This is a genomic window from Pseudactinotalea sp. Z1748 (assembly GCF_049725185.1).
Lineage (GTDB): Bacteria > Actinomycetota > Actinomycetes > Actinomycetales > Beutenbergiaceae > CALKWS01.
The window spans coordinates 50,265-74,941 of record NZ_JBMPQB010000005.1; the positions used below are offsets into that span (position 1 = coordinate 50,265).

The following is a 24,677-nucleotide window of genomic DNA, read 5'->3' on the forward strand; positions in this document are numbered from 1 at the left end:
CCCGGCCCGTCGAAGCCAGCATTGTTCGGCTCAACCGGCTGCCTCGGCCGACTAATGCTGACTTCGGCGGCTTGAGTTGCGACGTCGGCTACGGCTGGGGGTGAGGTGCCTCACGCCGTCGAGCGTTTTCGCTGATCGGAGGCCATCTACGGCCCGGAGTGGGGCATTGCTGGGGCCAGCCCGGCGTGTCATCCGTCGATGTGGCGCGGGCCCTTCCTATGGTGCCAATGGCCAGGTATAACGCTTCCCCCGGTTTGCCCTACTGTCGAGACTGGCCGGAATTGCCCTCGTGATCCGTTTCCAGAAGGTCTCCAAGGTTTACGCCCGCGGGGCTCGGCCTGCACTGGACCGAATCGAACTGGAGGTCGAGCGCGGGGAGTTCCTGTTCCTCGTGGGTGCCTCCGGCTCGGGCAAGTCGACGTTCCTACGCCTGGTGCTGCGCGAGGAACGCCCCACCAACGGCAAGGTATTCGTCGCAGGCAGGGACCTGTCCAAGATCTCCCAATGGAAGGTCCCGCACCTGCGCCGCACCATCGGCACGGTCTTCCAGGACTTCCGGTTGCTGCAGTCCAAGACCGTGTTCGAGAACGTGGCGCTGGCGCTGCAGGTGATCGGTAAACCCCGTCACCACGTGATGTCCACGGTGCCCGAAACCCTCGAACTGGTCGGCCTGGCCGGCAAGGAACGACGTCTGCCGACCGAGTTGTCCGGTGGGGAGCAGCAGCGGGTGGCGATCGCGCGGGCGTTCGTGAACCGGCCGGCGATCCTGCTGGCCGACGAGCCGACCGGGAATCTGGACCCCTCCACCTCGGTGGGGATCATGCGGCTGCTGGACCGGATCAACCGGACCGGCACCACGATCGTGATGGCCACCCACGACGACGAGATCGTGGACCAGATGCGTAAACGAGTCGTGGAACTGGTCGATGGGCAGATGGTGCGCGACCAGGCCAGAGGCGTCTACGGGGCGGAGCGTTAAATGAGACTCCGATTCGTTCTCTCCCAGTGTTTCCAGGGTCTGCGCGCGAACCTGGCGATGGCCGTGTCGGTGATGCTGGTGACCTTCGTGTCACTGACCTTCGTGGGCGCGGCCGTGCTGTTGCAGATGCAGATCGCCAACATGAAGGACGACTGGTACGACGCCGTAGAGGTCTCGGTGTTCCTGTGCCCGGAGTCCTCCTCGGTGCCTACCTGCGCCTCCGGCGAGGTGTCCGATGAGCAGGCCGACGAGGTCCTCGGCGTGTTGGAGTCGGAGGCGTTGAGCCCGTACGTGCAGGAGGTGTACACCGAGACCAAGGAGGAGGCCCACGAGGCCTTCCAGGATCAGTTCGGTGAGCAGGACTGGGCCAGCCGCGTCTCGGCGGACCAGATGCAGATGTCCTACCGGGTGTCCCTGCATGACCCGGAGCAGTACCAGGTGGTGGCCGATGAGGTCTCGGGCCGGGCCGGGGTGGAGTCGGTGGTGGATCAGCGCGCCATCCTGGAGCCGCTGTTCCTGGTCCTGAACCGGGTCACCGCCCTGGCCGCCGGGCTTGCCGGCGTCATGACGCTGACCGCGGTGCTGCTGATCACCACCACGATCCGGCTCTCGGCGATGAGCAGGTCCAAGGAGACCTCGATCATGCGCCTGGTGGGCGCCTCGAACTTCTTCATCCAACTGCCTTTCATGCTCGAAGGCGCCATCGCCGCACTGGCTGGGGCAGCGCTGGCGATCAGTGGGTTGTGGCTGGGCGCGAACTACCTGATCGAGGGGTGGTTGGCCGAGTCGTTCGTCTGGGTGAACTTCGTGGGTACTCCGGATGTGTGGACGATCGCGCCGTTGCTGGTTGGGATCGGGATTCTCCTTGCCGCCGTCAGTTCACTGGTCAGCCTGAACCGATACACGAAGGTGTGAGATGTCTGCGCAGTTGAGTTCTCCCGTTCCGAAGACCTCGAAAGCGGATACCCCGAGCCCGAGCGGCTCGAGCCCGAGCGCCGCAGGCCCGTTGACGGCGTTCCGCGCCCGGGTAGCGCAGTGGCCCACCCGGGTGCGGGGGATCTCCGCCCGGATGCTGGCCATGTGGCTGGCTGTGGTGGTGGGGGCGCTGGCCTTCGCCGTGCCCGCCCAGGCGGACCGGCTCGGCGAACTGCGCGACTCCCGATCGGAACTGGAGCAGCAGCAGCAGGAGAACCAGCGCGAGCACGAAGAGGTCACCTCCGCCCTGGAGGGCACCAACGTGGACCTGGCCGAGACCTACCTGGAACTGGACTCGATCAACCGCCGTCTGCCCATCGCCGAAGCCGAACTGGTGCAGGCCAACGAGGAACTGGCCGCAGCCGAGCGGCACCGGGATTCGGTCCAGGGCCGCCTTGAGGTGGCCCAGGCCCAGCAGGCGGATCTGAGCGCGGAGATCGCCACGGGTGAGGAGGAGATCGTCGGCACCGAATCAGCGATGGGGGAGGTAGCCCGGTCCACCTACCGCGGCGGGCCGGGGATCAGCGCGATCACTGTGGTGCTCGATGCCTCCAGCCCCTCGGAGTTCGCCAACCAGTACTCGGTGATGAACTCGGCGATGCGTACCCAGAACCAGGCACTGGTGGACCTGGAGAACCTCTCGGCCGTGAACCGCAACCGCCAGGTCCGGCTGGAGGCGGTGGAAGCCCGGATCGACGACCTGCACGTGGAGGCCCAGGAGGCCGTGGCCGCCGCCGACGTCGCCCGCCAGGAGGCCCAGGACCTGGTGGTGGAGATCGAAGGGCTGAAGGCCGACCAGGAGGCCCGTGCGGCCGAATTGGAGGATCTGTCCGAGCAGTTCGAGTCCGAGCAGGCCAACCTGGAGGCTGAGAACGAGGCCCTGGCCTCCGAGATCGCTGAGATACAGGCTGCGGAGGCCGCCGAGCGGGAGCGGCAGCGACGGATCGAGCGAGAGCGTCAGGAGCGGGAGCGTCAGGAGCGGGAGCGGGCCGAGCGGGAGCGCCAGGAGCGTGAGCGGGCCGAGCGGGAGCGCCAGCAGCAACAATCCAGCCGCAGTTCCGGTTCGTCCGGGGGCGGTTCCGGCTCTGGTGGCTCCTCGGGCGGTTCGTCCAGTTCCGGTGGCTCGTCCAGTTCGGGTGGTTCCTCCTCGAACCAGATCTTCATCCGCCCCGTGACCGGCACGTGGCACGTGACGTCCAGTTACGGCTACCGCATCTACCCGATCACGGGCGGGCGCTTCTTCCATCGTGGCGTTGACCTGCGCTCCCACTGCGGTGAGGCACAGCGCGCGACGGCCGCCGGCACCGTGGTGGCGGTGCGGCCCGCGCGTGGCAATGGCACGCACGGCAACCAGGTGATGATCAACCATGGTGTGATCGGCGGGAACTCCTACGTGACCGTGACCAACCACCTGTCCCGATTCGCCGTCAGCCAGGGACAGCGGGTCTCCCAGGGGCAGGTCATCGGTTACACCGGGCTCACCGGGGCCGTGACCGGCTGCCACGTGCACTACGAGATCTGGCGTAACGGCTCCACCATCAACCCAATGTCGATGCTGCCCTGACCCAGGAAACCCGCCCCGCCGCTCTGCCTCGCCGACGGCCGTCGCAGACCTGGGCCGAGGCCGAGTCGCCCAGCCCAGGGCGAGTGCTGTGTGGCTCGCCCTCGGAGCGCAGGCTCGCCCTCGCCGACCGGTAGCGGCGACCGGTAGCGGCGGCGGGTGGCGGGCTGCGGCGCCGGCGACCGGTAGCGGTGGCGGGCGGTGGGCGGGCTGCGGGCCCTGTTATGGGTTTCGCACGGCGTCGGTCGGTGGACTAGCCTGACCAAGCCGGAGAAGCGGGCGGAGGTGAGGCAGCGATGAGCAGCAAGAACAAGGGCGCCAAGAAGAAGGCCAAGGACCCTGCGGACGAGCGCACCCTCATCGCCAGCAACCGCCGCGCGCGGCATGACTTCCACATCGACGAAACCTTCGAAGCAGGCATTGCCCTGACCGGCACCGAGGTCAAGGCGCTGCGTGCCGGGCGGGCCTCGCTCACCGACGGCTGGGTGAACGTCGACCGCGGCGAGGCCTGGCTGGAGGGCGTGCACATCGCCGAGTACGCCCAAGGCACCTGGACCAACCACGCCCCTCGCCGTCGCCGGAAACTCCTGCTGCACCGCGAGCAGATCGACAAACTGGCCGCCAAGACACGGGAGAAGGGCCACACCATCGTGCCCTTGAGGCTGTACTTCCTGCGCGGCCGGGCCAAGGTCGAGATCGCCCTGGCCCGCGGAAAGCGCGAGTGGGACAAGAGGCACGCGCTCCGGGAGAAGCAGGATGCCCGCGAGGCCGAGCGTGCGATGAGTCTGCGGCAGAGCCGCTGACGTGCCCGACGCCGTGACGCGGGTTGCTCTGTCACGTGCGGCCGGCCGTGGTCCGGCGCGCGTGCGGACGCGCGTGTGGATCCTCACCCTGCTAGGCGCCGCCGTGCTGGCCATCCCGGCTCTGTTCGCCCCGCCGGCCCATGCCGCCGGGGACGAGTGGTCCATCACCCGCTACGAGGTCGATGCCCAGTTCGATGCCGACGGCGTGGCGCAGGTGCAGGTCGATCTCGAGTTCGACTTCGGTGCCGAGGAGGCCCACGGTCCCTATCTGACCTTCGTGGACCGCCAACCCATCGACGACGACCCGGACCACTACCGGGTGCTGGAGTACTCCGGCTTCGAGGCCATTTCGCCCTCGGGAGCTCCCGCCGACGTGCGGGTGGAGGACGCCGAGAACGCCGTCGCGGTCTACATCGGTGATGAGGACGTCGAGATCACCGGCCTGCAGCGCTACACGCTGACCTATCGGGTGGACGGGATCGCGGTCTCCGGAGTGGGGGACCAGGGGCAGGACGAGATCTACTGGCAGGTGATCGGCCAGGACTTCGAGGTGCCGCTCGCGCAGATCCGCATCACCGTGTCCGCCACCGAAGCGCCCGAGGAGGCGGCCTGCTGGGCCGGGGACCCTGGCTCGGACATCGAGTGCTCGGCCACGGTGGTCGGCGCCGAGGGGGCCGAGTTGCATCAGGGACTGTTGCATCCCGGTCAGCCGATGTCGGTGGCGGTGCAGTTTCCCGCCGGCACCTTCGGTGGCGCCCAGCCGATCCTGACCACCCGGCACACCTTCGCCAACACGATCGGACTGACCCGCGCCACCGGGCTGGGCGCGGCCGGGGCCACTCTGTTCGGCGTCGGCCTCGTGGTGCTCGTGGCACGCGGGCGCGGACGCGATGAGCAGTACATGGGCGTGACGCCCGGCCTCACCCCGGCACGCACGAGTGGCACCGCACGCCTGGGTGGCGATGGCGGCGATGGCGGTACCCGTGATGACGGTGCCGGCCATCACGGGGCTGCCGGGGCTGGCGCAACTGCCCCCGGCGCCACCGCAACCGAGCCCGACGACGAGGCCGTGGGTCCGCGCCGCGGCGGCCCGATCGCGGTGCAGTTCCAACCCCCGGCCGGGGTGCGCCCGGGGGAGATGGGCACACTGGCCGATGAGGTCGCCGATCCCCACGATGTCACCGCCACCATCGTGGACCTGGCTGTGCGTGGATACTTCCGGATCGAGGAGTACGCAGGCGACGACGAGGCCCAGCAGTGGCGACTGACCCGCCCCGAGCGTGCCCCCGAGTTGAACCATCCGGATCTGCTCGCCTATGAGCGCGACGTACTCACCACGCTCTTCCCCGGCCAGGAGCGCACGGTGGAGTTGCGGGAGATCGCCGGGGAGTTCTCCGCGATGCGCTCGCAGTTGCAGCAGGACCTGTATGCGGAGGTGACCGAGCGCGGCTGGTTCCGCACCTCCCCGGCCCAGGTGCGCATGCGCTGGTGGCTGGCCGCCATCGGCCTCTTCGTCGTCGGAATCGGGCTGGGCCTCGTCCTGGCATTCACCCTCGGACTGGGCGTGCTGGGGCTCCCGGTCATCGCCACTGCGGTCGCGGTGGCCGTAGCCGCCTCCTACGCCCCGGCGCGCACGGCGTCCGGAACCGCGGTGCTGGTGCAGTCGCTGGGCTTCAAGAAGTACCTGGAGACCGCGGAGGCGAACCAGTTGCGGTTCGAGGAGGACGAGGACATCTTCTCCCGCTACCTGCCCTTCGCGATCGCCTTCGAGGTGACCGACCGCTGGGCAAAGGTCTTTGAGGACATCGCCCGCAGCGGCGGGCCGGTGCCCGAGCCGGATTGGTACTCCGGGCCGGCTCTGGGCTCGGCGTCCTGGGCCGGTGCCCTCGGTGCGTCGATGGCCTCCTTCTCCTCGGCCGCCGACGCGGCCGTGGTCTCCGCCGGCACCGGTGGTTCCGCCATCTCCGGCGGAGGCTTCGCCGGTGGCGGCGCCGGCGGCGGTGGTGGCGGGGGTTGGTAGTCCCGCCAGGGCCCGCGCGCGGGAATAGGTTCGCCGCCCCCGTGGTTATCCCTCTAGACTGGTGCCGCTGGCCCGCGCTTGCGCACTGGTCGGTGCAGAACAATTCCACAGGGGGTGATCGGTTTCGACGACGGTTGTCGTTCCAGGGGAAGCGAGTCGAGGATGCAAGGTCATCTCGTCAACGCTCCTTGCAAACCAATAGGTGCTGATTCCAAGCGCACCGACTTCGCACTCGCCGCCTGAGCGAGTCCTGAAGTCCGTCAGCCCGGGCTAGCTCTCGTCCCGGATCCTGGCGTCGACTAGAGAGCCACTGCTGGTAGTCCTCGTCACCGGGGCTACTGGGACACTCAGGTGACTGGGCCTGTCAGCGACTTGTCTGCGTGAGCGCTGGGGCCGAGAAAATCGATAGCAGACTGCACTCGGAGAAGCCCTGGGTCCTCACTGTCGGACGCGGGTTCAATTCCCGCCACCTCCACCCCTCGAGAAGGCCGGATCCACCTGGATCCGGCCTTCTTGTTCTGCTCCCACGTGGACCCGCCCGGAGGTCTCCCGGAGGTCTGTGGAACCGCCCCGATTGGGCCGAAGCCGTGGTGGGCAGGCATAATCTGAACACATGCCGTCCGGAGCGCTGCGGCTTGCGCTGATCAGCCTGCACACCTCGCCGTTGGCCGACGTCGGGTCCGGCGACGCCGGGGGCATGAACGTGATGCTGCGGCACAGCGCCGACGCGCTCGCGGGCCTGGGACACCAGGTGGAGATCTTCACCCGACGGGCCGCCGCGGATCTGCCGGACCGCCTCGAGTTGCCCAGCGGCGTGGTGGTCCATCACCTCACCGCCGGCCCGCCCGCCCCGGCCGGCAAACGTGAGCACGAGGACTTCATCGCCCCTTTCGGTGCGGCGCTGGCCGCGCAGTGGAGCGACTGGGACATCGTGCACTCCCACCACTGGTTCTCCGGGATGGCCGCCCAGCCCCTCGCCGTCGACCATGGCCGCCCGCACGTGCAGACCTACCACTCCATTGCCGCGCCCAACGGGCGCCCGCTCGGCGAGGGTGAACCACCGGAGGGTCCCGGGAGGATCGACGGCGAACGTCACCTAGCGAAGACCAGCGACGCCGTGCTCGCGGTCAGCCACGCCGAGGCCGCCACCGTCACCGGCCGCCTGGGCGCCGACGGCGAGCGGGTGTTCGTGGTGCCGCCGGGGGTGGATGTGGAACTGTTCCACCCCATCGAGGGCGAGCCTCGCTCCACCCTGGTGCTGGCAGCCCGCCTCGAACCGCTCAAGGGCGTGGACCTGGCGATCCGCGCCCTGGCTCTGCTGCCTGCGCAGATCCGACCGGACCTGCACGTGCTCGGAGCGCCCTCGGGCGCCTACCCCGGCTATGACGAGGAGTTGCGGGCCCTCGCCGCCGAGCTCGGCGTGGCGAGCCGGTTGCAGTTCAACGGCGCGGTCGCCCGGGCCCGGCTCGCACGCTGCTTCGCCACCGCTCGTGCGGTGCTGGTGCCCTCGCACTCCGAGAGTTACGGGCTCACCGCGCTGGAGGCCTCGGCATGCGGGGTCCCGGTGATCGCCTCCGGCGCCGGGGGGCTGCGCGAGGCGGTCCACGACGGCGTCACCGGCCTGATCGTGCCCAGCCGCGACCCGCAGCACTGGGCCGATGCGATCGCAGGGATGCTCACCGATCCGGACCGCGCTGCCGCGCTGGGACAACAGGGCCGCGAACTGGCGCTGCGCCGCACCTGGCGGGCCACCGCGCAAGGCTGGGAGCGGGTCTACCGGCGACTCCTGGGTGCGGGCACGCCCACGACTGGGCTGGGCTGACCGCCGCGCTGGGTAGCCACCGATCCGGGTCTTGCGACCGCAACAGGGCCGTCAACGGGTGGAGCCACGCACCATCAGGGACACCGGGCTGACGATGTGTTCCGCGGGCACCTCGTCCCCGGCGATGCGCTGCTCCAGGAGCCGCATCGCCTCACCGGTGACGAACTCGTGGTTGGGATCGATGCTGGTCAGGCCCGGATGTAGGTAGTCCGAGATCGCGAGGTTGTCGAAGCCGGCCACCTGGGCGCGATCGGGGATGCTCACGCCGTGATCCCAGAGCGCCGACATCGCGCCCAGCGCGAGCATGTCCGTGACGGCGAAGACCGCGTCGAAGGCCAGGCCCTCACCGAGCACGTCGCGCATCGCCTCCCGGGCGTCGTGCATCGTGTAGTCGCCCAACGGCACGATCAACCGGGGGTCGACGGCGAGACCGGCCTCGGCATGGGCGGCCTCCCACCCGGCGCGCCGGGAGGAGGAGATCCCGGCGTCCTCCTGCGCCGAACCGCCCAGCACGATGACGCGGCGCGCGCCGTTGGCGAGCATGTGTGCGGTGGCCAGCCGGGCGCCGTCCTCGTTGGCGAGCCGGATGTGATCGACCGACCTCGGCATCGTCCGCTCACCGAGCAACACCAGTGGAACCCGGTGGCGGGCCTTCTCGATGTCCTCATGGCTGAGGCCGACGGTGGACAGCACTACGCCGTCGAACATCCGCAGCCGGGGCAGGGCGACCGCTTCCAACTCGCTCTCGGTGCGCGCGCTGGTGCGTTCCAGCACCAGATGCCGGCCGGTGGCCTCGACGTGGATGGCCAGTTCATCAGCGATATCACTGAAGTAGTCGTGGAAACTCGGCGCGATGAAGGCGATCGCGTTCGAGCGCCCGACGCGGAGGTGGCGAGCGGTCAGGTTGACCTGGTACCCGAGTTCCTCGGCGACCAGGTGGATCCTGGCGCGGGTCTCGGGGGACACCCGGCCGCGGTTGGTCAACGCGTTCGAGACGGTCGCCACCGTGACGCCGGTGCGCTGAGCGATATCGCTCATGGTGACCATGGTGAACCTCCGAGCGCCGATTGTCGCAGATTTTCCGAGGCGCATTGACGGGGGCGCCCCCTCATGCCACACTCTACGTGCTTGATCGATTAATCACGTGCGATCCCAACGATGCGAGAGAGGGCTACCGAACGCGCGCAGAATCGACGCCGTACAGAACGTCACCGGCGCAGGTGCCGGAGACCGCCGGATCGAGGCTTGCCCGATCCGGCATTCCACACCAGGCCCCGGGCCCTTGTCCGCGGTCCTGACTCGAAGGAGAGGGAGACAGATGTCATCAGAGGCAACATCGTTTCGGCGCAAGCGCGTGAGTGCAGTCGGCGCCGCAACCCTGGCCGCGGTTCTCGGGCTGGCCGCGTGCGGCGGTGGGAACGGCGACACCACGTCCGATCCGGGAAGCGGAGAGGGCGCGGAGGGCACCGGGGCCGCCGCGGGCGGACTTCAGTGCTCCTCGGAGAGCGTTGCCGACGAGCAATGGAGTGCCGCCGAGCCCGTCACCTTCTCCATGCTGTGGACCGACTGGCCGGAGAACCCGATCACCGACGACTGGATCCTCTTCGATGAGATCGCCGAGCGCACGAACGTGACGCTGGAGCTGACCAACATGTCCTTCAGTGACGCCGAGGAGCGGCGCAGCCTGTTGATCAGCGCCGGTGACGCGCCGCAGATCATCCCGCTCATCTACACCGGCGACGAGCGCCAGTACGCGGCCTCCGGTGCCGTGGTCCCGTTGAGCGACTACTCCGACTACATGCCCAACTTCACCAAGTACGTGCAGGAGTGGGAACTGGAAGACATGGTGGAGAACCTGCGCCAGGCCGACGGCAGGTACTACATGACGCCGGGGCTGCAGGAGGTCTCCGTCCCGGTCTTCACGCTCATCATCCGCCAGGACATCTTCGACGAGGTGGGCGCTCCGGCGCCGGAGACCTGGGCGGACCTGCGCGAGGGCCTGGAGTTGATCAAGGAGGCCTATCCGGACAGCCGGCCTCTCGCTGACGGATTCGAGGGTCACTCGATGTGGAACTACGCCTCGCACGCCTTCGGGACCGTAGCGGGCTGGGGGTTCGGCACCGGGATGTGGTTCGACGAGGACGCCGATGAGTTCGTCTACGCTCCCACCACCGACGGATACCGGGAGATGGTCACCTACTTCCACGACCTGGCCGACGACGGGCTGCTGGACACCGAATCGCTGACCGACGCCAACGACGGCATGGGCACGGTCACGGAGAAGTTCGCATCGGAGCAGGTGTTCGCTGCCTCGGGTGCTTCCGGCACCGTGCAGGAGTTCGCCCAAGCCCTCGATGCGGCCGGCGTCACCGACTACGAACTCACCCAGATCGCCCCGCCCGGCGGCCCCGCCGGGCAAGTCGTGGAGCCGCGCAACTTCTGGAACGGGTTCATGCTGTCCTCACACGCGGCCGAGGATGAGAACTTCTGCGACCTGTTGCACTTCGTCGACTGGCTGTACTACAACCCCGAGGCCCGCGAGATGCTGCAGTGGGGCATCGAGGGTGAGCACTACACCAAGGACGACGACGGCACCATCACGCTGAACCCCGAGTACTCCCTGGAGTCCTTCAACATCAACGTCGGCGCCGAGACCGACATCGGCGACCTCGGCTTCAGCAACGACGTGCTCGCCGGCTCGACCGAGTCCCGGGCGCTGAAGGAGTCCTACAACGCCCCGGAGTTCGTGGACTACATCGACACGGTGCTGTCCACCCGCACCCCACGCGACCCGTTCCCGAACGCCCCGCTGACCGAGGCGCAACTGGAGCAGGCCGCGCTGTGGGGTACCCCCCTGAAGGACACCGTGGACACCGCGACCCTGGCGTTCATCATCGGCCAGCGTGACCTGTCCGAGTGGGACGCGTTCCTGGGCCAGTTGGAGTCCCAGGGGCTCTCCAGTTACGAGGACCTCGTCAACGAGGCCCGCGAGAACGCCGAGAACGCGGGCTGACACGCACCGTTTGCCGGTGGGCCGGCGGCACCACGCCGCCGGCCCACCGACCTCGGTCAACTCTGGTGAAGGACTAACAGATGAGTTCAGTTCGCACAGCCGGCCCGGCACCCGGTGGCGAGGTGCTGGTGGGCGACGGAGCACCGGTGGGACAGGAACGCTCGTGGCGTCCCCGACGCGGACCACGGTCCTGGCTGGCGCCAACGAAGAAGTCCACGAAGGTGCCCTGGAGCAAGGCACTTCGGCGCGACTGGGTGCTGTACGCCATGGCCCTGGTGCCCGTGATCTTCCTGCTGATCTTCCGGTACATGCCGATGGTGGGCAACGCCATCGCCTTCCGCCGGTTCCGGCCCGGGGGCAGCATCCTCGGGGACGAGTGGGTGGGCCTGCAGTACGTACGCATGTTCATCGCCGATCCCAACTTCTGGAACGTCTTCGCCAACACCGCGATCCTCGGGCTGCTCACGCTAGTGGTGTGCTTCCCGCTGCCGATCGTGCTGGCGCTGATGCTCAACGAGGTCCGCAAGCGCACCTTCAAACGGGTGATCCAGTCGATCTCCTACCTGCCGCACTTCCTCTCGGTGGTGATCGTGGTGGGCATGGTGATGCAACTGCTCTCCCTGCAGGGCACCGTGAACCAGGTGATCGAGGCGTTCGGCGGTGAGGCCATCCCGTTCCTGCAACGGGCGGAGTGGTTCCGCACCATCTACGTCGGCTCGGAGGTCTGGCAGACCGTGGGCTGGGGCACGATCCTGTACCTGGCCGCGCTGACCACGGTCGATTCCTCCCTGTACGAAGCGGCGCGGATCGACGGGGCGAACCGGCTCCGGCAGACCTGGCACGTGACCCTGCCCGGGATCCGCCCGATGATGGTCACCCTGCTGATCCTCAACATCGGCACGTTCCTCAACGTCGGATTCGAGAAGGTGCTCCTGCTCTACAACCCGTTGACCTATTCCACTGCCGACGTCATCTCCACCTATCTCTACCGCGTCGGCCTGGTCTCCAGCAATTTCAGTTATGCCGCTGCGATCGGACTGTTCCAGGCGATCATCGGCTTGGTCATGGTCGTCAGCGCGAACCTCATTTCCCGTCGACTGGTAGGAGCAAGCCTGTGGTGACCCAGCGCGCGATCACAGCCACACCGAGCGGGTCCGGAAAGCCGGTCGGCCCCAGCGACACCCGTGCGTACCGGATCTTCACCTGGGCCAACAACGGTGTGCTGATCCTGATCTCCATGCTGATGCTGTACCCGTTCATCACCGTGCTCGCACAGTCCTTCTCCAGTGCCGGTGCGGTCAACGCCGGGATGGTGAGCTTCTGGCCGGTCGGATTCAACACCGACACCTACCGGGCAGTGGCTCAGAACGACCTGTTCTGGAACTCCTACCGCAACACGGTGGTGTACACCGTGGTGGGCACCACCATCGCGATGGCGTTGACGACCGTGTTCGCCTACGTGCTCTCCAAGAAACATCTGCGCGGCCGGAACTTCCTGATCGGGCTCACGATCTTCACGATGTTCTTCAACGGGGGCATCATCCCCAACTACGTACTCATCACGGCGCTGGGGATGAAGAACACCATGTGGGCGATGGTGATCCCCGGTGCCATCTCGGTGTTCAACCTGCTGGTGATGAAGTCCTTCTTCGAGAACCAACCCACCGAACTCGACGAGGCCGCACAGATCGATGGGCTGGGCTGGTTCGGGATCTTCACCCGTATCGTGCTTCCGCTGTCCAAGGCGGTCCTGGCCACGATGACGCTGTTCTACTCGGTGGCGCTCTGGAACGACTGGTTCGCCGCCTTCCTCTACCTGGACAGGCAGGACCTGTTCCCGGTGACCTTGTTCCTGCGCAACCTCATCGCAGGGGCATCCTCGGCAACGAGTGAGGGGGCGGCAATGGCGGGCAGCACCACCGCGGCGATCTCGGCCAACATCCAGGCGGTGACGATGATCCTGACGATCATCCCGATCGTGTGCGTCTACCCGTTCGTGCAGCGCTATTTCGTCTCCGGCATCATGCTCGGCTCGATCAAGGGCTGACAGGCAGTCCACCAGCCGAACCCGGGCCCGGTGCACGGGCCGCCCGCCCCCGCTCGCCCCCGTCCGCCATGCCCTCGAAAGGAAACCCGATGTCCCTCAACCAACGAGAAAGCGCCGCCGTCTCCCTGGACCACCGCAGAACCACCACGAGGCTTCGCCTCACCGAACCGGACGGGACCCCCATCGCCCGACGTGAGGTCCACCTCCAGCAACGGCAGCACGCATTCGGGTTCGGCTGCGCCGCCTTCGAGGTGGCCGATGCGGATCCTGCCTACCAGGACCTCTGGCTCGATCTCTTCGACACCGCGACGTTGCCCTTCTACTGGGGCCGGTACGAACCACAGCGGGGCCACACCCAGCGCGAGGCGTTGCTGCGCGCGGCCCGGTGGTTCGCCGAGCGGGAGGTCCGTCTGAAGGGCCACCCCCTGGTCTGGCACACGGTCAAGGCCCCGTGGGTGGATCAGTTGCCCCTGACCGAGGCCGAGGAGTCGCTGCGGGCCCGGATCCGCCGGGAGGTCGGTCACTTCGCGGGACTGATCGACTCCTGGGACGCGATCAACGAGGTGGTCATCATGCCCAGGTTCACCAATGAACCCGATGGCGTGCCCAACGCGATCTCGCGCCTGTGCGCGCAGAAAGGGCGGGTGGAGATGGTGCGCCTGGCCGTGGAGGAGGCGCGCAGCGCCGGGGTGCGCCCGCACCTGGTGCTCAACGACTTCGACCTCGGCCCCGAGTACGAGCATCTGATCGAGCAGGTCCTCGAGGCCGGGATCCAGATCGACGCGATCGGGTTGCAGTCCCATATGCATCAGGGGTTCCGTGGCCAGGAGTTCCTGACCGAGACCTGCGACCGGTTCGCCAGGTTCGGCCTGCCGCTGCACTGGACCGAGACCACCCTGGTCTCCGGTGATCTCATGCCCGAGCACATCGAGGACCTCAACGATCACCAGGTCCCCGACTGGCCCAGCACGCCCGAGGGCGAGGAACGCCAGGCCGCCGACATCGTGGCGCACTACACCGCGCTCGTCGCTCACCCCGCGGTCGACTCGGTCACCTACTGGGGCATCGGTGACGGCGCGGATGCCTGGCTCGGTGCGCCCGCCGGCCTGCTCCGGGCCGACGGCTCACCCAAACCCGCCTACCACGCGCTGCGGACCCTGGTCCGCGAGGACTGGTGGCTCACGCCGACCACCGGTCGCACCGATGATCAGGGCCGGGTGGAACTCAGCGGCTTCGCCGGGCGTTACGAGGTGGAAGCCGGCGGCGCGACGGCCGAGGTGGTGCTGGAGTCCGGGAACGAGGAGGTCACAGTGGTGCTGACCTGAGCACGGATGCTCGCTCGAACATCGGATCCGCCCGCCGCCGAAGAGTTCCCGCCTCAGCCCCGGCTCGTCGGTTCGGGTGCGGGTCCGCTGGCGTCCCGGGCGAGCACGTACAGCAGGTCGGAGAGCCGGTTCAGGTAGCGCAGCACCGGTTCGGCGACGACCGCCCCGGACCCGAGCGCTGCGACCGCGTGCCGCTCGGCCCGGCGCACCACGGTGCGTGCCACGTCCAGGTGAGCCGACGTCGTCGTCGTGCCCGGGACCAGGAAGACCGGCTCGAGCGGGCGCACGGTGAGGCGCTCGTCGATGATCTCCTCCAGGGCTGTGACCATGGCCTCGGTCACCAAGGACACGCCCTCCTCGAGCCGGTCACGCCGCTCCGGATGGGTGGCCACATCGGCCCCGAGCACGAACAGCTCACGCTGCAGGTACAGGATGAGTCCGGCCAGCGACTCGTCCTCGCAGCCGGCCCGGGCCACCCCGAGCACGGCGATCGCCTCATCGACGTCACCGCTGGTCTCCACGACCAGATCGGCCTTGGACACCCGCCCGCCCAGGAATCGTCCGGTGGAGCCGTCATCGCCCCGCTTGGTGTAGATCTTCGTCGCCATGTCCTCAGCATGGCACCACCACGCTCGGCCAGGAAGGGCTCGCACCGCCGGCTTCGAACGGGACACCCGGGTGGGTGGGGGAGTGCCGGAACTCCCCGGTGCCGATGCCGGCGTTCCGCAGGCGGCGGGAAGCGGCTATGGTCGGACCAGGCCCTACCGAGGGGAAGCCGGTGTGAATCCGGCACTGACCCGCAACCGTGAATCGGGACATCCCGATCAGTCGGAACACCTGGGTTGGGCCGGAAGAAGTGGCTCTGTCCGTCGTGGTCTGCGGAGGGGAGTCCGTAGGCGCCGGCGGTGCACGCGCACCCGGCGGGCCGAGGACCCTGCCGTGACCGCCAGAAAGGCGTCCGATGTCCTCCCTACGCACCCGCCCCCGGCGCAGGCTCGCGCTCGCTCTCACAGCCGCCGCCGCACTAGTTCTCGCACCGGCCGCACTCGATGCCCCGGCGGCCGCCGACTCCGCGCCCGGCGCGGACGGGGTCACCGTGGTGGTGGACTTCACCGACCTGGGCGGGACGATCGAGGTCGGCTTCGCCCCGGGGGACCCCGCTAACGGTCGCGAGGCGCTGGAGGGTGCCGGCTTCACCGCCACCGACTCGACACCGGGGATGGTCTGCGCGATCGACGCGATGCCCGACCCGTGCCCGGAGGAATTCGACGGCTCCTTCTGGTCATACTGGACCGGCACATCGGGGGAGTGGGTCGCCCACACCGCCGGTGCCGATGGCACCGATCCCGCGCCCGGGGACATCGACGGCTGGCGCTACCACGACGGGAACGCCGGACCCCGGATCACACCGCAGGAGGCACTCGAGGAGAGCGTCTCAAGGGCCGGCGTCCCCGCGGACGACGGCGCCACCGGCGGGGAGGACGACGACGCTGCGCCGGGGTCGGAGGAGGCCGCCGAGGACGACGGTGCGGCCGAGGACACCACCACCGACGACGGTGCGACCGATGACCGCACGGCATGGGCCGGCACCACCATCTGGGTGGTGCTGGCGCTCGCCGTACTCGCGGTCGCGGTCGTGGCCGCCGTCTGGTTCAACCGCCGGCGGCACTGAGCCGATGACCGCCGTGGCCCCGGCCCCTCCCACCCCGCTGGTGCGCCCCCGGGTTCCGGAGCTGCAGCCGCTGGCGTGGTGGGCCTGGGCGGGGGCGGCGGTGATCGCGCTGACCCGCACCGGCGATCCGGTGGGGGTCCTGCTGCTCACCGGGGCGGTAGTGGCGGTGGTGCTCTGGCGCAGGTCGGCGGCGCCCTGGACCCGCATCTTCCGGCTGTACCTGTACATCGCCGCGGCGGTCATCGTGCTGCGGTTGGGCTTCCATGTGCTGTTCGGCATCCGCACCGGCGGGCCGGTGCTGGTGCCCCTGCCGGCACTGCCGCTGCCGGAGTGGGCCAGTGGCATCTCGCTGCTCGGTCCGATCGAGTCCCGCGGGCTGGTACACGCGTTGTCCGGGGCGATCGCCCTGGCAGCGATCATCGTGTGTTTCGGCGCCGCGAACGCCCTGGCCAACCCCAAGCACGTACTGCGCCACCTGCCCGGCGCGCTGCACGACCTGTCCACCGCGGTGGTCATCGCGGTCACGGTCACTCCCCAGCTCATCGCCTCGGCCCGCACCGTCCGGCGTGCCCGGCGGCTACGGGGCGTGGAGGGCTCCGGCCCCCGGGTGGTGCTGGGCTACGTGCGGCCGGTGCTGGCCGACGCGATGGATCGCGCGATCGCACTGGCCGCCTCGATGGACTCCCGTGGCTACGCGCGCACCCGCGGCCGGGCCTCGGCCGGGCTGAACCTGGCCCTGCTGGTGGCGGTCCTGCTCGCCGGCGTGGGCACCTACGGGCTGCTCGACGCCACGATGCCGGGCTGGCTGGGTCTGCCGGTGCTGGCGGCTGCGGCCGTGCTGGGCGCGCTGACCACCGCCCACGCCTCCCGCCGGGTCCGGCGCACCCGGTACCGGGCCGCTCCGTGGCGGATCCGGGAGAGCGCGGTGGTGGCCTGTAGCGCATCGGCCGGCCTCGCCGTCGTTCTGGCCGGTGACCGGGCGCACCCGGACCCGCTGACGTGGTTGGGCCTGCCGCTTGGCGTCATCGCCGCAGCGCTCCTGCTGGTGGTGCCGGCGCTGCTGGGACGGGGTGGGCGATGATCCGCTTCGAATCGGTCAGCCTGGTCTACCCGGGATCGGCCACCCCGGTGCTGCGCGATGTGCACCTGGCGATCCCCGAGGGGGAACTGTGCCTGGTCACCGGTGCGACCGGGGCGGGAAAGTCCAGCCTGCTCGGTGCCGCCTGCGCCCGCGTGCCCCACTTCACCGGGGGCGTGCTGACCGGCCGGGTACTCGTGGACGGGCGGGACACCGAGACGCACCTTCCGCGTGACCTGGCCGATCTGGTCGGGGTCGTCACCCAGGACCCGCTGCTGGGCTTCGTCACCGATACCGTCGAGGAGGAACTGGCCTTCGCCCTGGAACAACTCGGCCTGCCCCGCCCGGTGATGCGCAAGCGGGTCGAGGAGGTCCTGGACCTGCTCGCGCTGGCCCCGCTGCGGGACCGGGCGCTGACCGAGTTGTCCGGCGGGGAGCAGCAGCGGGTGGCCATCGGCGCGGTGATGACGGCCCAACCGCGGATCCTCGTGCTCGACGAGCCGACCTCCGCGCTGGACCCCGGTGCGGCCGAGGAGGTGCTGGCGGCCCTGACCCGGTTGGTGCACGATCTGGGCGTCACCGTGCTGCTGGCCGAGCACCGGTTGGAGCGGGTGATTCAGTTCGCCGACTCCGTGCTCGAGGTCCACCCCGGCGGCACGGTCACCTACGGGGAGCCCGGGTCGGTCCTGGCCGCCAGTCACAGTGCGCCTCCGGTGGTGGAACTGGGTCGCCTCGCGGGGTGGGACCCGGTGCCGCTGTCGGTGCGGGACGCGCGCCGGCGTGCCGGGCCGCTGCGCGCACGGCTGGGGCCGCCGGTCGGCGACGGCGCGCGGGAACCCGGCAGCACCGGCTCGCCCCGATCGCGGCGGCCGGCCAGAACCACCGACGACGACGCAGGCGGACCGGGAACCGGCGGTGCACCCGGGCAGGGGCTGCTGCGCGCGCGCGGCCTGAGCGTCACCTACGGAGACGTCACCGCGGTGCACGACCTCGACCTGACCCTGCATGCCGGTGAGGTCCTGGCGGTCATGGGTCGCAACGGTTCCGGCAAGTCCTCCCTGCTCTGGGCGTTGCAGGGCACCGGGTCACGCTCGGGCGGACGGGTGAACCTGCTCCGCGCAGCGGGAACACCGGACCCGGCCGCGTTGCCGGCGGCCCGGGCCCGCCGCCATGTGGCCCTGGTGCCCCAGACGCCGGCACACCTGCTCTACCACCAGTCGGTGGCCGCCGAATGCGCCGCAGCCGATACCGATGCCGGGGCGGCCGACGGTACCACCGCGGACCTGCTCGACCGGATCGTTCCCGGCCTGGACAGGTCCACCAACCCCGCGGACCTGTCCGAGGGCGGACGGCTGGCGCTGGCGCTCGCGGTCCAACTGGCCGCCGATCCGCCGGTGCTGCTCCTGGACGAACCGACCCGCGGCCTGGACTACGGCGCCAAGGAAGCGCTGGCCCGGGTGCTCACCGCTCGTGCCCGGGCCGGCCACGCCGTCGTCCTGACCAGTCACGACGTGGAGTTCGTGGCCCGCTGCGCCCACCGGGTGGTGACGTTGGCGCAGGGACAGGTGGTGGCCGATGGCCCGGCGCGGGAGATCCTGGTCGCCTCGCCCACCTTGGCCCCGCAGACCGCGAAGATCCTGCACCCGCTGGGCTACCTGACCGTGGCCGAGGTGCGCCGGGCACTGGAGGCGCGGGCATGAGCCGGGGTCCGGACGCTACCCCGGCCGTGCCCCTGCGGCCCCGGACCATCGTGGTGCTGGCCGCCGCCACCGCGGTCGGCCTGGTCATCTTCGGTTGGCCGTTGGTGATGACCGAGGGATTCATCCAGGTCGATCATGTCCCGATCGCGCTCGGTCTGGTGCTGAGCCTGGTGCTGGTGGTGTTGCTGGTGGCGCTGGCCGACGGGGGCATCGGGGTGAAGGCGGTCGCGCTGCTGGGCCTGCTCTCTGCCGTGGGGGTGGTGCTACGACCACTGGCCGGCGGCACCGCCGGGATCGAGACCGTCTTCCTGCCGCTGGTGCTGGGTGGGCGGGTGCTGGGCCCCGGCTTCGGGTTCGCGCTGGGCTCCACCACGCTGTTCGCCTCGGCGCTGCTCACGGGCGGGGTCGGGCCCTGGTTGCCCTACCAGATGCTGGCCGCCTCCTGGGTGGCGATGGGTGCGGGTCTGTTGCCCCGCGGGGTGCGCGGACGGTGGGAGGTGGCCATGCTCGCCGGGTACGCCGTGATCGCCTCGGTCGGGTACGGGTTGGCGATGAACTTCTCCTTCTGGCCCTTCCAACTCGGCCTGGGCACCGAACTCTCCTTCGTTCCCGGGGCGGCGACGGGGGAGAACATCCACCGGTTCCTCGTCTACGCGGTGACCACCTCACTGGTGTGGGAGATCGGGCGCGCGATCACCACGGTGGTGGGCATCGTGGTGATCGGTCCGCTGGTGCTGGCCACCCTTCGCCGGGGGGCCAGCCAGGTCGGGTTCGCACCCGCTCCGGCCGCTGTGGAGCGACACGCCGACGGAGAACACGCCGACACGCCGAACACAAGATCTGGTGGTCGTTCCGATCCCTGACTACTAGGTGTAGCGTTGGTCATCCAGCGAATTACATTGATGTCGTTCACGCCCCAGCCGCCCCAGCCACACCGAAGAAAGCAACTCACCTGATGTTCTCCTTCCAACTCCCGTCCACGTTCGTCGACTCCTACGCCACTCGGCAGGTGCCGTGGGGCTATGCCGACGCCGCCGGCAACTCCCTGGGTGAGATCACCTTTCTGCGGACCTATTCGCGCCAGCGGGAGGACGGCACCAAGGAACGCTGGCACGAGGTGTGCAGCCGGGTTGTCGAGGGCATGTTCTCCATCCTCAAGGACCACTACATTTCCCAGCGCCTGCCCTGGGACGAGGCGGAGGCCCAGGAGATGGCCCAGGACGCCTACGAGCGGCTGTTCCAGCTCAAGTGGACCCCGCCGGGCCGGGGCCTGTGGGTGATGGGTACCCCGCTGGTCAACGAGGTGGGCAACTCGGCCCCGCTGCAGAACTGCGCGTTCGTGTCCACCGAGGACATGACCGAGCAGGACCCCTCGGCGCCGTTCACGTTCCTGATGGAGGCCTCGATGCTCGGGGTCGGGGTGGGCTTCGACACCCGCGGGGCCAAGAAGGGCTTCACCATCGCCGACCCCACTGTGCACGACTCGGCCACCGGCCTGGAGATCGACGCCGACGGACGTGCACTGCGCCCGGTGGTGGAGGCCGGCACCCCGGTGTTCACCATCCCCGACACCCGCGAGGGCTGGGTGGACTCCACCGCGATGGTGATCGACGCCTACCTCAAGGGCACCGAGCTCCCGGCGATGGACTACGCCCGGATCCGCCCCAAGGGCGCACCGATCAGGACCTTCGGCGGCACCGCCGCGGGGCCGGCGCCGCTGCACCGGCTGCACACCGCGATCCGGGGCGTGCTGCACGGCCGCGGCGGCCAGGCCCTGACCACCCGGGACATCGCCGACATCGGCAACCTGATCGGTGTGTGCGTGGTGGCCGGCAACGTGCGCCGCTCCGCCGAGATCCTGCTCGGGGAACTGGACGACCCGGACTTCCTCAACCTGAAGAACCCCGAGGTCTTCCCCGAGCGCAACTCCTACGACGCGCAGGCACCTGGCTGGGCCTGGATGAGCAACAACTCCGTGGTGGTCAACTCCGGCGATGACCTGTCCGGCGTCACCGAGGCGATCTCCCGCAACGGTGAGCCCGGTGTGATCTGGTTGGACACCACGCGCGCCTACGGTCGCCTGGCCGACCCGGCCGACCACAAGGACCACCGGGTGATGGGCTACAACCCCTGCGCCGAGCAGCCCCTGGAGTCCTTCGAGTGCTGCACCCTGGTGGAGTCCTTCCCCTCCCGCGCGGAGTCCAAGGAGGACTTCCTGGCCACCCTCAAGGTTGCCTTCCTCTACGGCAAGATCGTCACGCTGCTGCCCACCCACTGGGAGCGCACCAACGCCGTGATGCAACGCAACCGCCGGGTGGGCACCTCGATGTCGGGGATCGCCGACTTCGTGGACAACCACAGCACCGAGGTGCTGGTGGAGTGGATGGATGAGGGTTACCGGGCGGTCCGGTCCTGGGACGCGGAGTTGTCCGAGAAGCTCGCCGTGCGCGAGTCCATCCGCACCACCACCGTCAAGCCCAGCGGGACCGTGTCCATCGTGGCCGGGGTCTCCCCGGGGGTGCACTGGGCCCCGGGCGGGACCTACTTCGACCGGGCGATCCGGTTCCGCAACGAGGACCCGCTGGTCACCCTGTTCCAGGCCGCCGGGTACCGGGTGGAGCCGGCCAGTGAGGACCCGACCGGCACCACGGTGATCTTCTTCCCGGTCAAGTCCGCGGCCCGCCGCTCGGAGAAGGACGTGTCACTACGGGAGAAGGCCGAGCTGGCCGCGCTGGCGCAGAAGTACTGGTCGGACAACTCCGTCTCGGTGACCCTGTCCTTCGACCCCGAGTCCGAGGGCGACCAGATCGGGGACATCCTGACCGACTACGCCGGTCGGCTCAAGACCGCCTCGTTCCTGCCGCAGGGTAACTTCACCTATCCGCAGATGCCCTACACCCAGATCACCCGGGAGGAGTACGAGGCGGCCACGAAGAAACTCATCCCGGCCTTCCTCGATGCGATCTACGACGGCGACATGGAGACCATCGACGCCATCGGTGAGGCGTTCTGCGAGACCGATGACTGCGAGATCGACGACCTGAAGATCAACGCGGACTTCAACGCCGCCACCTGAAGCCACACGGACCCGAGGGCAAGGCGGTACCGTCGCGTTCGGCTGCGAGACCAGCCCCGTGCCGGAGGGTCGTGCCGGCCGACATCGGGGCGAACGCTCAACTCGGGGACACCAGGGCGCGTGCGCCCGGCATGGTTCCGGCGGCGTACGTGTCGTGGGGCGTCGTCCGGCGCGCACGGCCACGCGCTAGTGGGTCCTCGCGCGGTACCTGCATGCCGGTGACGAGTGTCAGCGCCTCGATGAACTGTTGACTGCGACCCTCCCGGCCCGCCGCGCGTGCGGCGACAGTGGGGTCGTGGAGGAGTTTGGCGGCCAGCCGGCGTAGGGCTTGCGTCGCCTGGCCGGCGTCCACGACACCGGACATCGGTAGCCGGGCAAGTTCTGCCTCGAGCGCACCACCGACGTGCTCACGCATGGCAACGATGACATCGTCCATGGCCCTCTCCGCTCTTCGCCCGAAGAACTCCTCCACCTCCTCGGCGAGGATCTCCTGCGCACGGTGGACCTGGCCGTCGGTCGCTGCCGGCGCGTGGCTGCGTACGGTGTTCAGGTCCAGGAACACCAGACCCGGAAGGTCGGCCACGCCGGCGGCGACGTCGCGACGGAGGGCGAGGTCCACCAGAACGAGGGGAGTCCTCGCGGGCGATCTCATCGCCAGGGCGTCGGAGGCGGTATCGACGTCGATGACCGGGGTGCCCGTGCCACGGCAGCAGAGGACGAGGTCGGCACTCGCGAGTGCCGCGACGAGACCGTCGGCGGCCAGAGGCACGACGGCATTCTTCGCGGCGAACTCCTCGGCCCGGTCGGAGGAGGACCAGACGCTGATGTCGGCGCACGACCGCTTGCGCAGGGCGGCGACGGTCGCACCGGCGTAAGCGCCCGTGCCGACGACGACGGCGCGCGCTCCGGCCCAGGTGCCAGCGGGCACCCGCGGTCCGTCTGCGTCGCTCCAGGCTGGAACCTCCCGTGGACAACCCGCACGCGATGTGCGTGCTGAGGCGAGGTCGAGGGCGATGGACACGACCGATCGGCCGGCGGCGGCCAGGTCGGTGGACACGGCGATGCGGCGCGATGCACGGGAGGCGCGCTGGAAGACGTCCTCCAGAGTCGGTGACGTCGTCCCGTCCGCGCGGGCGGACTGCAGGGCGCGGCGAAGTTGACCGGCGATCTCCCGCTCACCGACGACCATGGAGTCCAGGCCCGCCGCCACCTCGAAGACGTGTCGGACGACCTCCTGGCCGACGGCGTGGGACGTGCGGGCGGCGACGTGTGCGCGTGATGTCCCGGATGTTTCGGCGAGTGCCTGGCGGGCAGCCTCGATCGCATCGGTCTCGGCCCCTGTCGGCTCGAGGTAGATCTCGACCCTGTTGCAGGTCGAGAGCACGAGCGCACCTTTGACCGCGGGATGGGCGGCCAGGCGAGCGCCGGCGGCCTCGGCACCAACCGAGAGTCTCTCGAGTTCGGGCAGGGGTACGTCGTGGTGGTTGGCGGCGAGGATGGCGAGCGGCATTCTGGCAGGTTAACTAATCCCGCGAGGTTTGACACAATGCTCGAGTGAATTCATCTGATGATCTCTCGTCGACCCCCTCCGCCCTGCTGTCCGCCTACTCCGGGACCCGGCCGGAACGACTGCCCGTGTGGTTCATGCGTCAGGCCGGCCGGTCCCTGCCGGAGTACTGGAAGGTCCGGGAGGGAACCGAGATGCTCGAGTCGTGTCTCCGGCCGGAGTTGTCGGCGGAGATCACCTGCCAGCCGGTGCGGCGGCACGGCGTGGATGCCGCGATCTTCTTCTCCGACATCGTCATCCCCCTGCGCCTGGCGGGTGTTGACGTCGACATCGTCCGGGGTGTGGGCCCGGTCATCGGTTCGCCAGTGCGCACGGCCGCCGACGTCGACCGCCTCACCGCGCTACCCGGGGGCGACATGACGGCAATTCGCGAGGGCGTCGGGCTCGCCGTGCGCGAGCTCAACGGTCGGAGTGAACCGGTCCCGCTCATCGGTTTCGGTGGTGCCCCGTTCACTCTGGCGGCCTACCTCGTCGAAGGGCGGCCCTCACGGGATCACCTCGCCGCCCGAGCGATGATGCACGCAGACCCGGCCGCATGGGCCCGGTTGATGACCTGGGCGGCGGACCGTACCGCGGAGTTCCTCCTCGCCCAGATCGATGCCGGGGCACGCGCGGTCCAACTCTTCGACTCGTGGGCCGGTTCGCTCTCGGTCACCGATTACAGTGAGCGGGTCGCGCCCTACTCCGCCCGCGTCCTGTCCGCTGTCGAAGGCCTGGTGCCACGGGTTCACTTCGGAACCGGCACCTCGGAGATCCTCACTCTCATGCGCGACACCGGTGCCGAGGTCGTCGGAGTGGACCACCGGATTGGCCTCGACGAGGCTGTCCGGCGGCTTGGTCCCAGCACCGTCGTGCAGGGCAATATCGATCCGGCACTGCTCGCCGCGCCGTGGGACGTGCTCCAGCGGCACGTGGAGGATGTGATCAACCGGGGGCGGTCGGCCGCGGCGCATGTGCTCAACCTCGGCCACGGTGTCCCTCCCGAGACAGATCCCGGCGTCCTCACCCGTATCGTCGAACTCGCGCACGCACGATGAGG

The 24,677-nt window shown here is 69.3% G+C and carries 19 protein-coding genes, 1 other RNA gene and 1 riboswitch; of the genes, 17 read left to right on the forward strand and 3 right to left on the reverse strand.

Translation table 11 applies throughout. The features are described from left to right. The first annotated feature begins 289 nt into the window (after nucleotides 1-289). The 7 genes from ftsE to ACO0LU_RS11930 all read left to right on the forward strand — a co-directional run bounded on the left by ftsE (nucleotide 290) and on the right by ACO0LU_RS11930 (nucleotide 8,160). A complete protein-coding gene (ftsE, locus tag ACO0LU_RS11900; protein ID WP_424791575.1) occupies nucleotides 290-979 on the forward strand; it encodes a cell division ATP-binding protein FtsE in 690 nt (229 codons plus the stop codon). Then, nucleotides 980-1,894: a permease-like cell division protein FtsX gene (ftsX, locus tag ACO0LU_RS11905; RefSeq protein WP_424791576.1), complete on the forward strand. Its 915-nt coding sequence runs from the start codon at nucleotides 980-982 to the stop codon at nucleotides 1,892-1,894. A 1-nt stretch (nucleotide 1,895) separates the two neighbouring features. After that, nucleotides 1,896-3,518: a peptidoglycan DD-metalloendopeptidase family protein gene (locus ACO0LU_RS11910; RefSeq protein WP_424791577.1), complete on the forward strand. Its 1,623-nt coding sequence runs from the start codon at nucleotides 1,896-1,898 to the stop codon at nucleotides 3,516-3,518. A 293-nt stretch (nucleotides 3,519-3,811) separates the two neighbouring features. Further along, a complete protein-coding gene (gene smpB / locus ACO0LU_RS11915; RefSeq protein WP_424791578.1) occupies nucleotides 3,812-4,318 on the forward strand; it encodes an SsrA-binding protein SmpB in 507 nt (168 codons plus the stop codon). Nucleotides 4,319-4,391: 73 nt separating this feature from the next. After that, nucleotides 4,392-6,338, forward strand: a complete 1,947-nt coding sequence (locus ACO0LU_RS11920; RefSeq protein WP_424791579.1) for a DUF2207 domain-containing protein — start codon at nucleotides 4,392-4,394, stop codon at nucleotides 6,336-6,338. Between the two features lie 110 nt (nucleotides 6,339-6,448). Then, nucleotides 6,449-6,816, forward strand: a transfer-messenger RNA (tmRNA) gene (ssrA, locus tag ACO0LU_RS11925). Between the two features lie 135 nt (nucleotides 6,817-6,951). Continuing rightward, nucleotides 6,952-8,160, forward strand: coding sequence for a glycosyltransferase (locus tag ACO0LU_RS11930; RefSeq protein ID WP_424791580.1), 1,209 nt, complete (start codon nucleotides 6,952-6,954; stop codon nucleotides 8,158-8,160). Between the two features lie 51 nt (nucleotides 8,161-8,211). Here ACO0LU_RS11930 and ACO0LU_RS11935 read toward each other — a convergent pair whose 3' ends face one another. After that, nucleotides 8,212-9,198, reverse strand: a complete 987-nt coding sequence (locus tag ACO0LU_RS11935; RefSeq protein WP_424791581.1) for a LacI family DNA-binding transcriptional regulator — start codon at nucleotides 9,196-9,198, stop codon at nucleotides 8,212-8,214. Nucleotides 9,199-9,514: 316 nt separating this feature from the next. Here ACO0LU_RS11935 and ACO0LU_RS11940 point away from each other — a divergent pair, with 316 nt between their 5' ends. The 4 genes from ACO0LU_RS11940 (at nucleotide 9,515) to ACO0LU_RS11955 (ending at nucleotide 14,545) form a co-directional block, all read left to right on the forward strand. After that, complete coding sequence (locus ACO0LU_RS11940) at nucleotides 9,515-11,173, forward strand: extracellular solute-binding protein (RefSeq protein ID WP_424791582.1); 1,659 nt, start codon at nucleotides 9,515-9,517, stop codon at nucleotides 11,171-11,173. Nucleotides 11,174-11,253: 80 nt separating this feature from the next. Next, nucleotides 11,254-12,294, forward strand: coding sequence for an ABC transporter permease (locus tag ACO0LU_RS11945; RefSeq protein WP_424791583.1), 1,041 nt, complete (start codon nucleotides 11,254-11,256; stop codon nucleotides 12,292-12,294). After that, complete coding sequence (locus tag ACO0LU_RS11950) at nucleotides 12,291-13,220, forward strand: carbohydrate ABC transporter permease (protein WP_424788371.1); 930 nt, start codon at nucleotides 12,291-12,293, stop codon at nucleotides 13,218-13,220. The genes ACO0LU_RS11945 and ACO0LU_RS11950 overlap by 4 nt, the downstream gene beginning before the upstream one ends. A gap of 89 nt (nucleotides 13,221-13,309) precedes the next feature. Continuing rightward, nucleotides 13,310-14,545, forward strand: coding sequence for an endo-1,4-beta-xylanase (locus ACO0LU_RS11955; protein WP_424791584.1), 1,236 nt, complete (start codon nucleotides 13,310-13,312; stop codon nucleotides 14,543-14,545). Between the two features lie 53 nt (nucleotides 14,546-14,598). Here ACO0LU_RS11955 and ACO0LU_RS11960 read toward each other — a convergent pair whose 3' ends face one another. Next, nucleotides 14,599-15,153, reverse strand: a complete 555-nt coding sequence (locus ACO0LU_RS11960) for a cob(I)yrinic acid a,c-diamide adenosyltransferase (RefSeq protein ID WP_424791585.1) — start codon at nucleotides 15,151-15,153, stop codon at nucleotides 14,599-14,601. Nucleotides 15,154-15,314: 161 nt separating this feature from the next. Continuing rightward, nucleotides 15,315-15,383, forward strand: a riboswitch (cobalamin riboswitch). A gap of 123 nt (nucleotides 15,384-15,506) precedes the next feature. On the opposite strand from ACO0LU_RS11960, the gene ACO0LU_RS11965 reads away from it, so the two are divergent. The 5 genes from ACO0LU_RS11965 to nrdJ all read left to right on the forward strand — a co-directional run bounded on the left by ACO0LU_RS11965 (nucleotide 15,507) and on the right by nrdJ (nucleotide 22,071). Next, nucleotides 15,507-16,217 (forward strand): hypothetical protein, encoded by a 711-nt coding sequence (locus ACO0LU_RS11965; protein ID WP_424791586.1) that lies wholly within the window; start codon nucleotides 15,507-15,509, stop codon nucleotides 16,215-16,217. A gap of 4 nt (nucleotides 16,218-16,221) precedes the next feature. Beyond that, a complete protein-coding gene (locus ACO0LU_RS11970) occupies nucleotides 16,222-17,298 on the forward strand; it encodes an energy-coupling factor transporter transmembrane protein EcfT (protein ID WP_424791587.1) in 1,077 nt (358 codons plus the stop codon). Continuing rightward, complete coding sequence (locus ACO0LU_RS11975; protein ID WP_424791588.1) at nucleotides 17,295-18,995, forward strand: ABC transporter ATP-binding protein; 1,701 nt, start codon at nucleotides 17,295-17,297, stop codon at nucleotides 18,993-18,995. The genes ACO0LU_RS11970 and ACO0LU_RS11975 overlap by 4 nt, the downstream gene beginning before the upstream one ends. Next, entirely contained in the window at nucleotides 18,992-19,858 is an 867-nt protein-coding gene (locus tag ACO0LU_RS11980; RefSeq protein ID WP_424791589.1) for an ECF transporter S component, read from the forward strand. Before ACO0LU_RS11975 ends, ACO0LU_RS11980 begins: the two co-directional genes overlap by 4 nt. Nucleotides 19,859-19,950: 92 nt before the next feature. Further along, the gene (gene nrdJ, locus ACO0LU_RS11985; RefSeq protein ID WP_424791590.1) at nucleotides 19,951-22,071 is read left to right on the forward strand and encodes a ribonucleoside-triphosphate reductase, adenosylcobalamin-dependent; all 2,121 of its coding nucleotides are present in this window, start codon (nucleotides 19,951-19,953) and stop codon (nucleotides 22,069-22,071) included. Between the two features lie 97 nt (nucleotides 22,072-22,168). On the opposite strand, the gene ACO0LU_RS11990 is transcribed toward nrdJ, so the two are convergent. After that, nucleotides 22,169-23,581, reverse strand: coding sequence for a glutamyl-tRNA reductase (locus ACO0LU_RS11990; RefSeq protein ID WP_424791591.1), 1,413 nt, complete (start codon nucleotides 23,579-23,581; stop codon nucleotides 22,169-22,171). A gap of 44 nt (nucleotides 23,582-23,625) precedes the next feature. On the opposite strand from ACO0LU_RS11990, the gene hemE reads away from it, so the two are divergent. Continuing rightward, nucleotides 23,626-24,675 (forward strand): uroporphyrinogen decarboxylase, encoded by a 1,050-nt coding sequence (hemE, locus tag ACO0LU_RS11995; RefSeq protein ID WP_424791592.1) that lies wholly within the window; start codon nucleotides 23,626-23,628, stop codon nucleotides 24,673-24,675. The last annotated feature ends 2 nt before the right edge of the window (nucleotides 24,676-24,677 follow it).

What these genes read in the sequence shown, in the direction of transcription:
- ftsX (WP_424791576.1), top strand. Translation starts at nt 980, where the DNA reads ATGAGACTCCGATTCGTTCTCTCCCAGTGTTTCCAGGGTCTGCGCGCG.
- ACO0LU_RS11910 (WP_424791577.1), top strand. Translation starts at nt 1,896, where the DNA reads ATGTCTGCGCAGTTGAGTTCTCCCGTTCCGAAGACCTCGAAAGCGGAT.
- smpB (WP_424791578.1), top strand. Translation starts at nt 3,812, where the DNA reads ATGAGCAGCAAGAACAAGGGCGCCAAGAAGAAGGCCAAGGACCCTGCG.
- ACO0LU_RS11930 (WP_424791580.1), top strand. Translation starts at nt 6,952, where the DNA reads ATGCCGTCCGGAGCGCTGCGGCTTGCGCTGATCAGCCTGCACACCTCG.
- ACO0LU_RS11935 (WP_424791581.1), bottom strand. Translation starts at nt 9,198, where the DNA reads ATGAGCGATATCGCTCAGCGCACCGGCGTCACGGTGGCGACCGTCTCG.
- ACO0LU_RS11945 (WP_424791583.1), top strand. Translation starts at nt 11,254, where the DNA reads ATGAGTTCAGTTCGCACAGCCGGCCCGGCACCCGGTGGCGAGGTGCTG.
- ACO0LU_RS11955 (WP_424791584.1), top strand. Translation starts at nt 13,310, where the DNA reads ATGTCCCTCAACCAACGAGAAAGCGCCGCCGTCTCCCTGGACCACCGC.
- ACO0LU_RS11960 (WP_424791585.1), bottom strand. Translation starts at nt 15,153, where the DNA reads ATGGCGACGAAGATCTACACCAAGCGGGGCGATGACGGCTCCACCGGA.
- ACO0LU_RS11965 (WP_424791586.1), top strand. Translation starts at nt 15,507, where the DNA reads ATGTCCTCCCTACGCACCCGCCCCCGGCGCAGGCTCGCGCTCGCTCTC.
- ACO0LU_RS11970 (WP_424791587.1), top strand. Translation starts at nt 16,222, where the DNA reads ATGACCGCCGTGGCCCCGGCCCCTCCCACCCCGCTGGTGCGCCCCCGG.
- ACO0LU_RS11975 (WP_424791588.1), top strand. Translation starts at nt 17,295, where the DNA reads ATGATCCGCTTCGAATCGGTCAGCCTGGTCTACCCGGGATCGGCCACC.
- ACO0LU_RS11980 (WP_424791589.1), top strand. Translation starts at nt 18,992, where the DNA reads ATGAGCCGGGGTCCGGACGCTACCCCGGCCGTGCCCCTGCGGCCCCGG.
- nrdJ (WP_424791590.1), top strand. Translation starts at nt 19,951, where the DNA reads ATGTTCTCCTTCCAACTCCCGTCCACGTTCGTCGACTCCTACGCCACT.
- ACO0LU_RS11990 (WP_424791591.1), bottom strand. Translation starts at nt 23,581, where the DNA reads ATGCCGCTCGCCATCCTCGCCGCCAACCACCACGACGTACCCCTGCCC.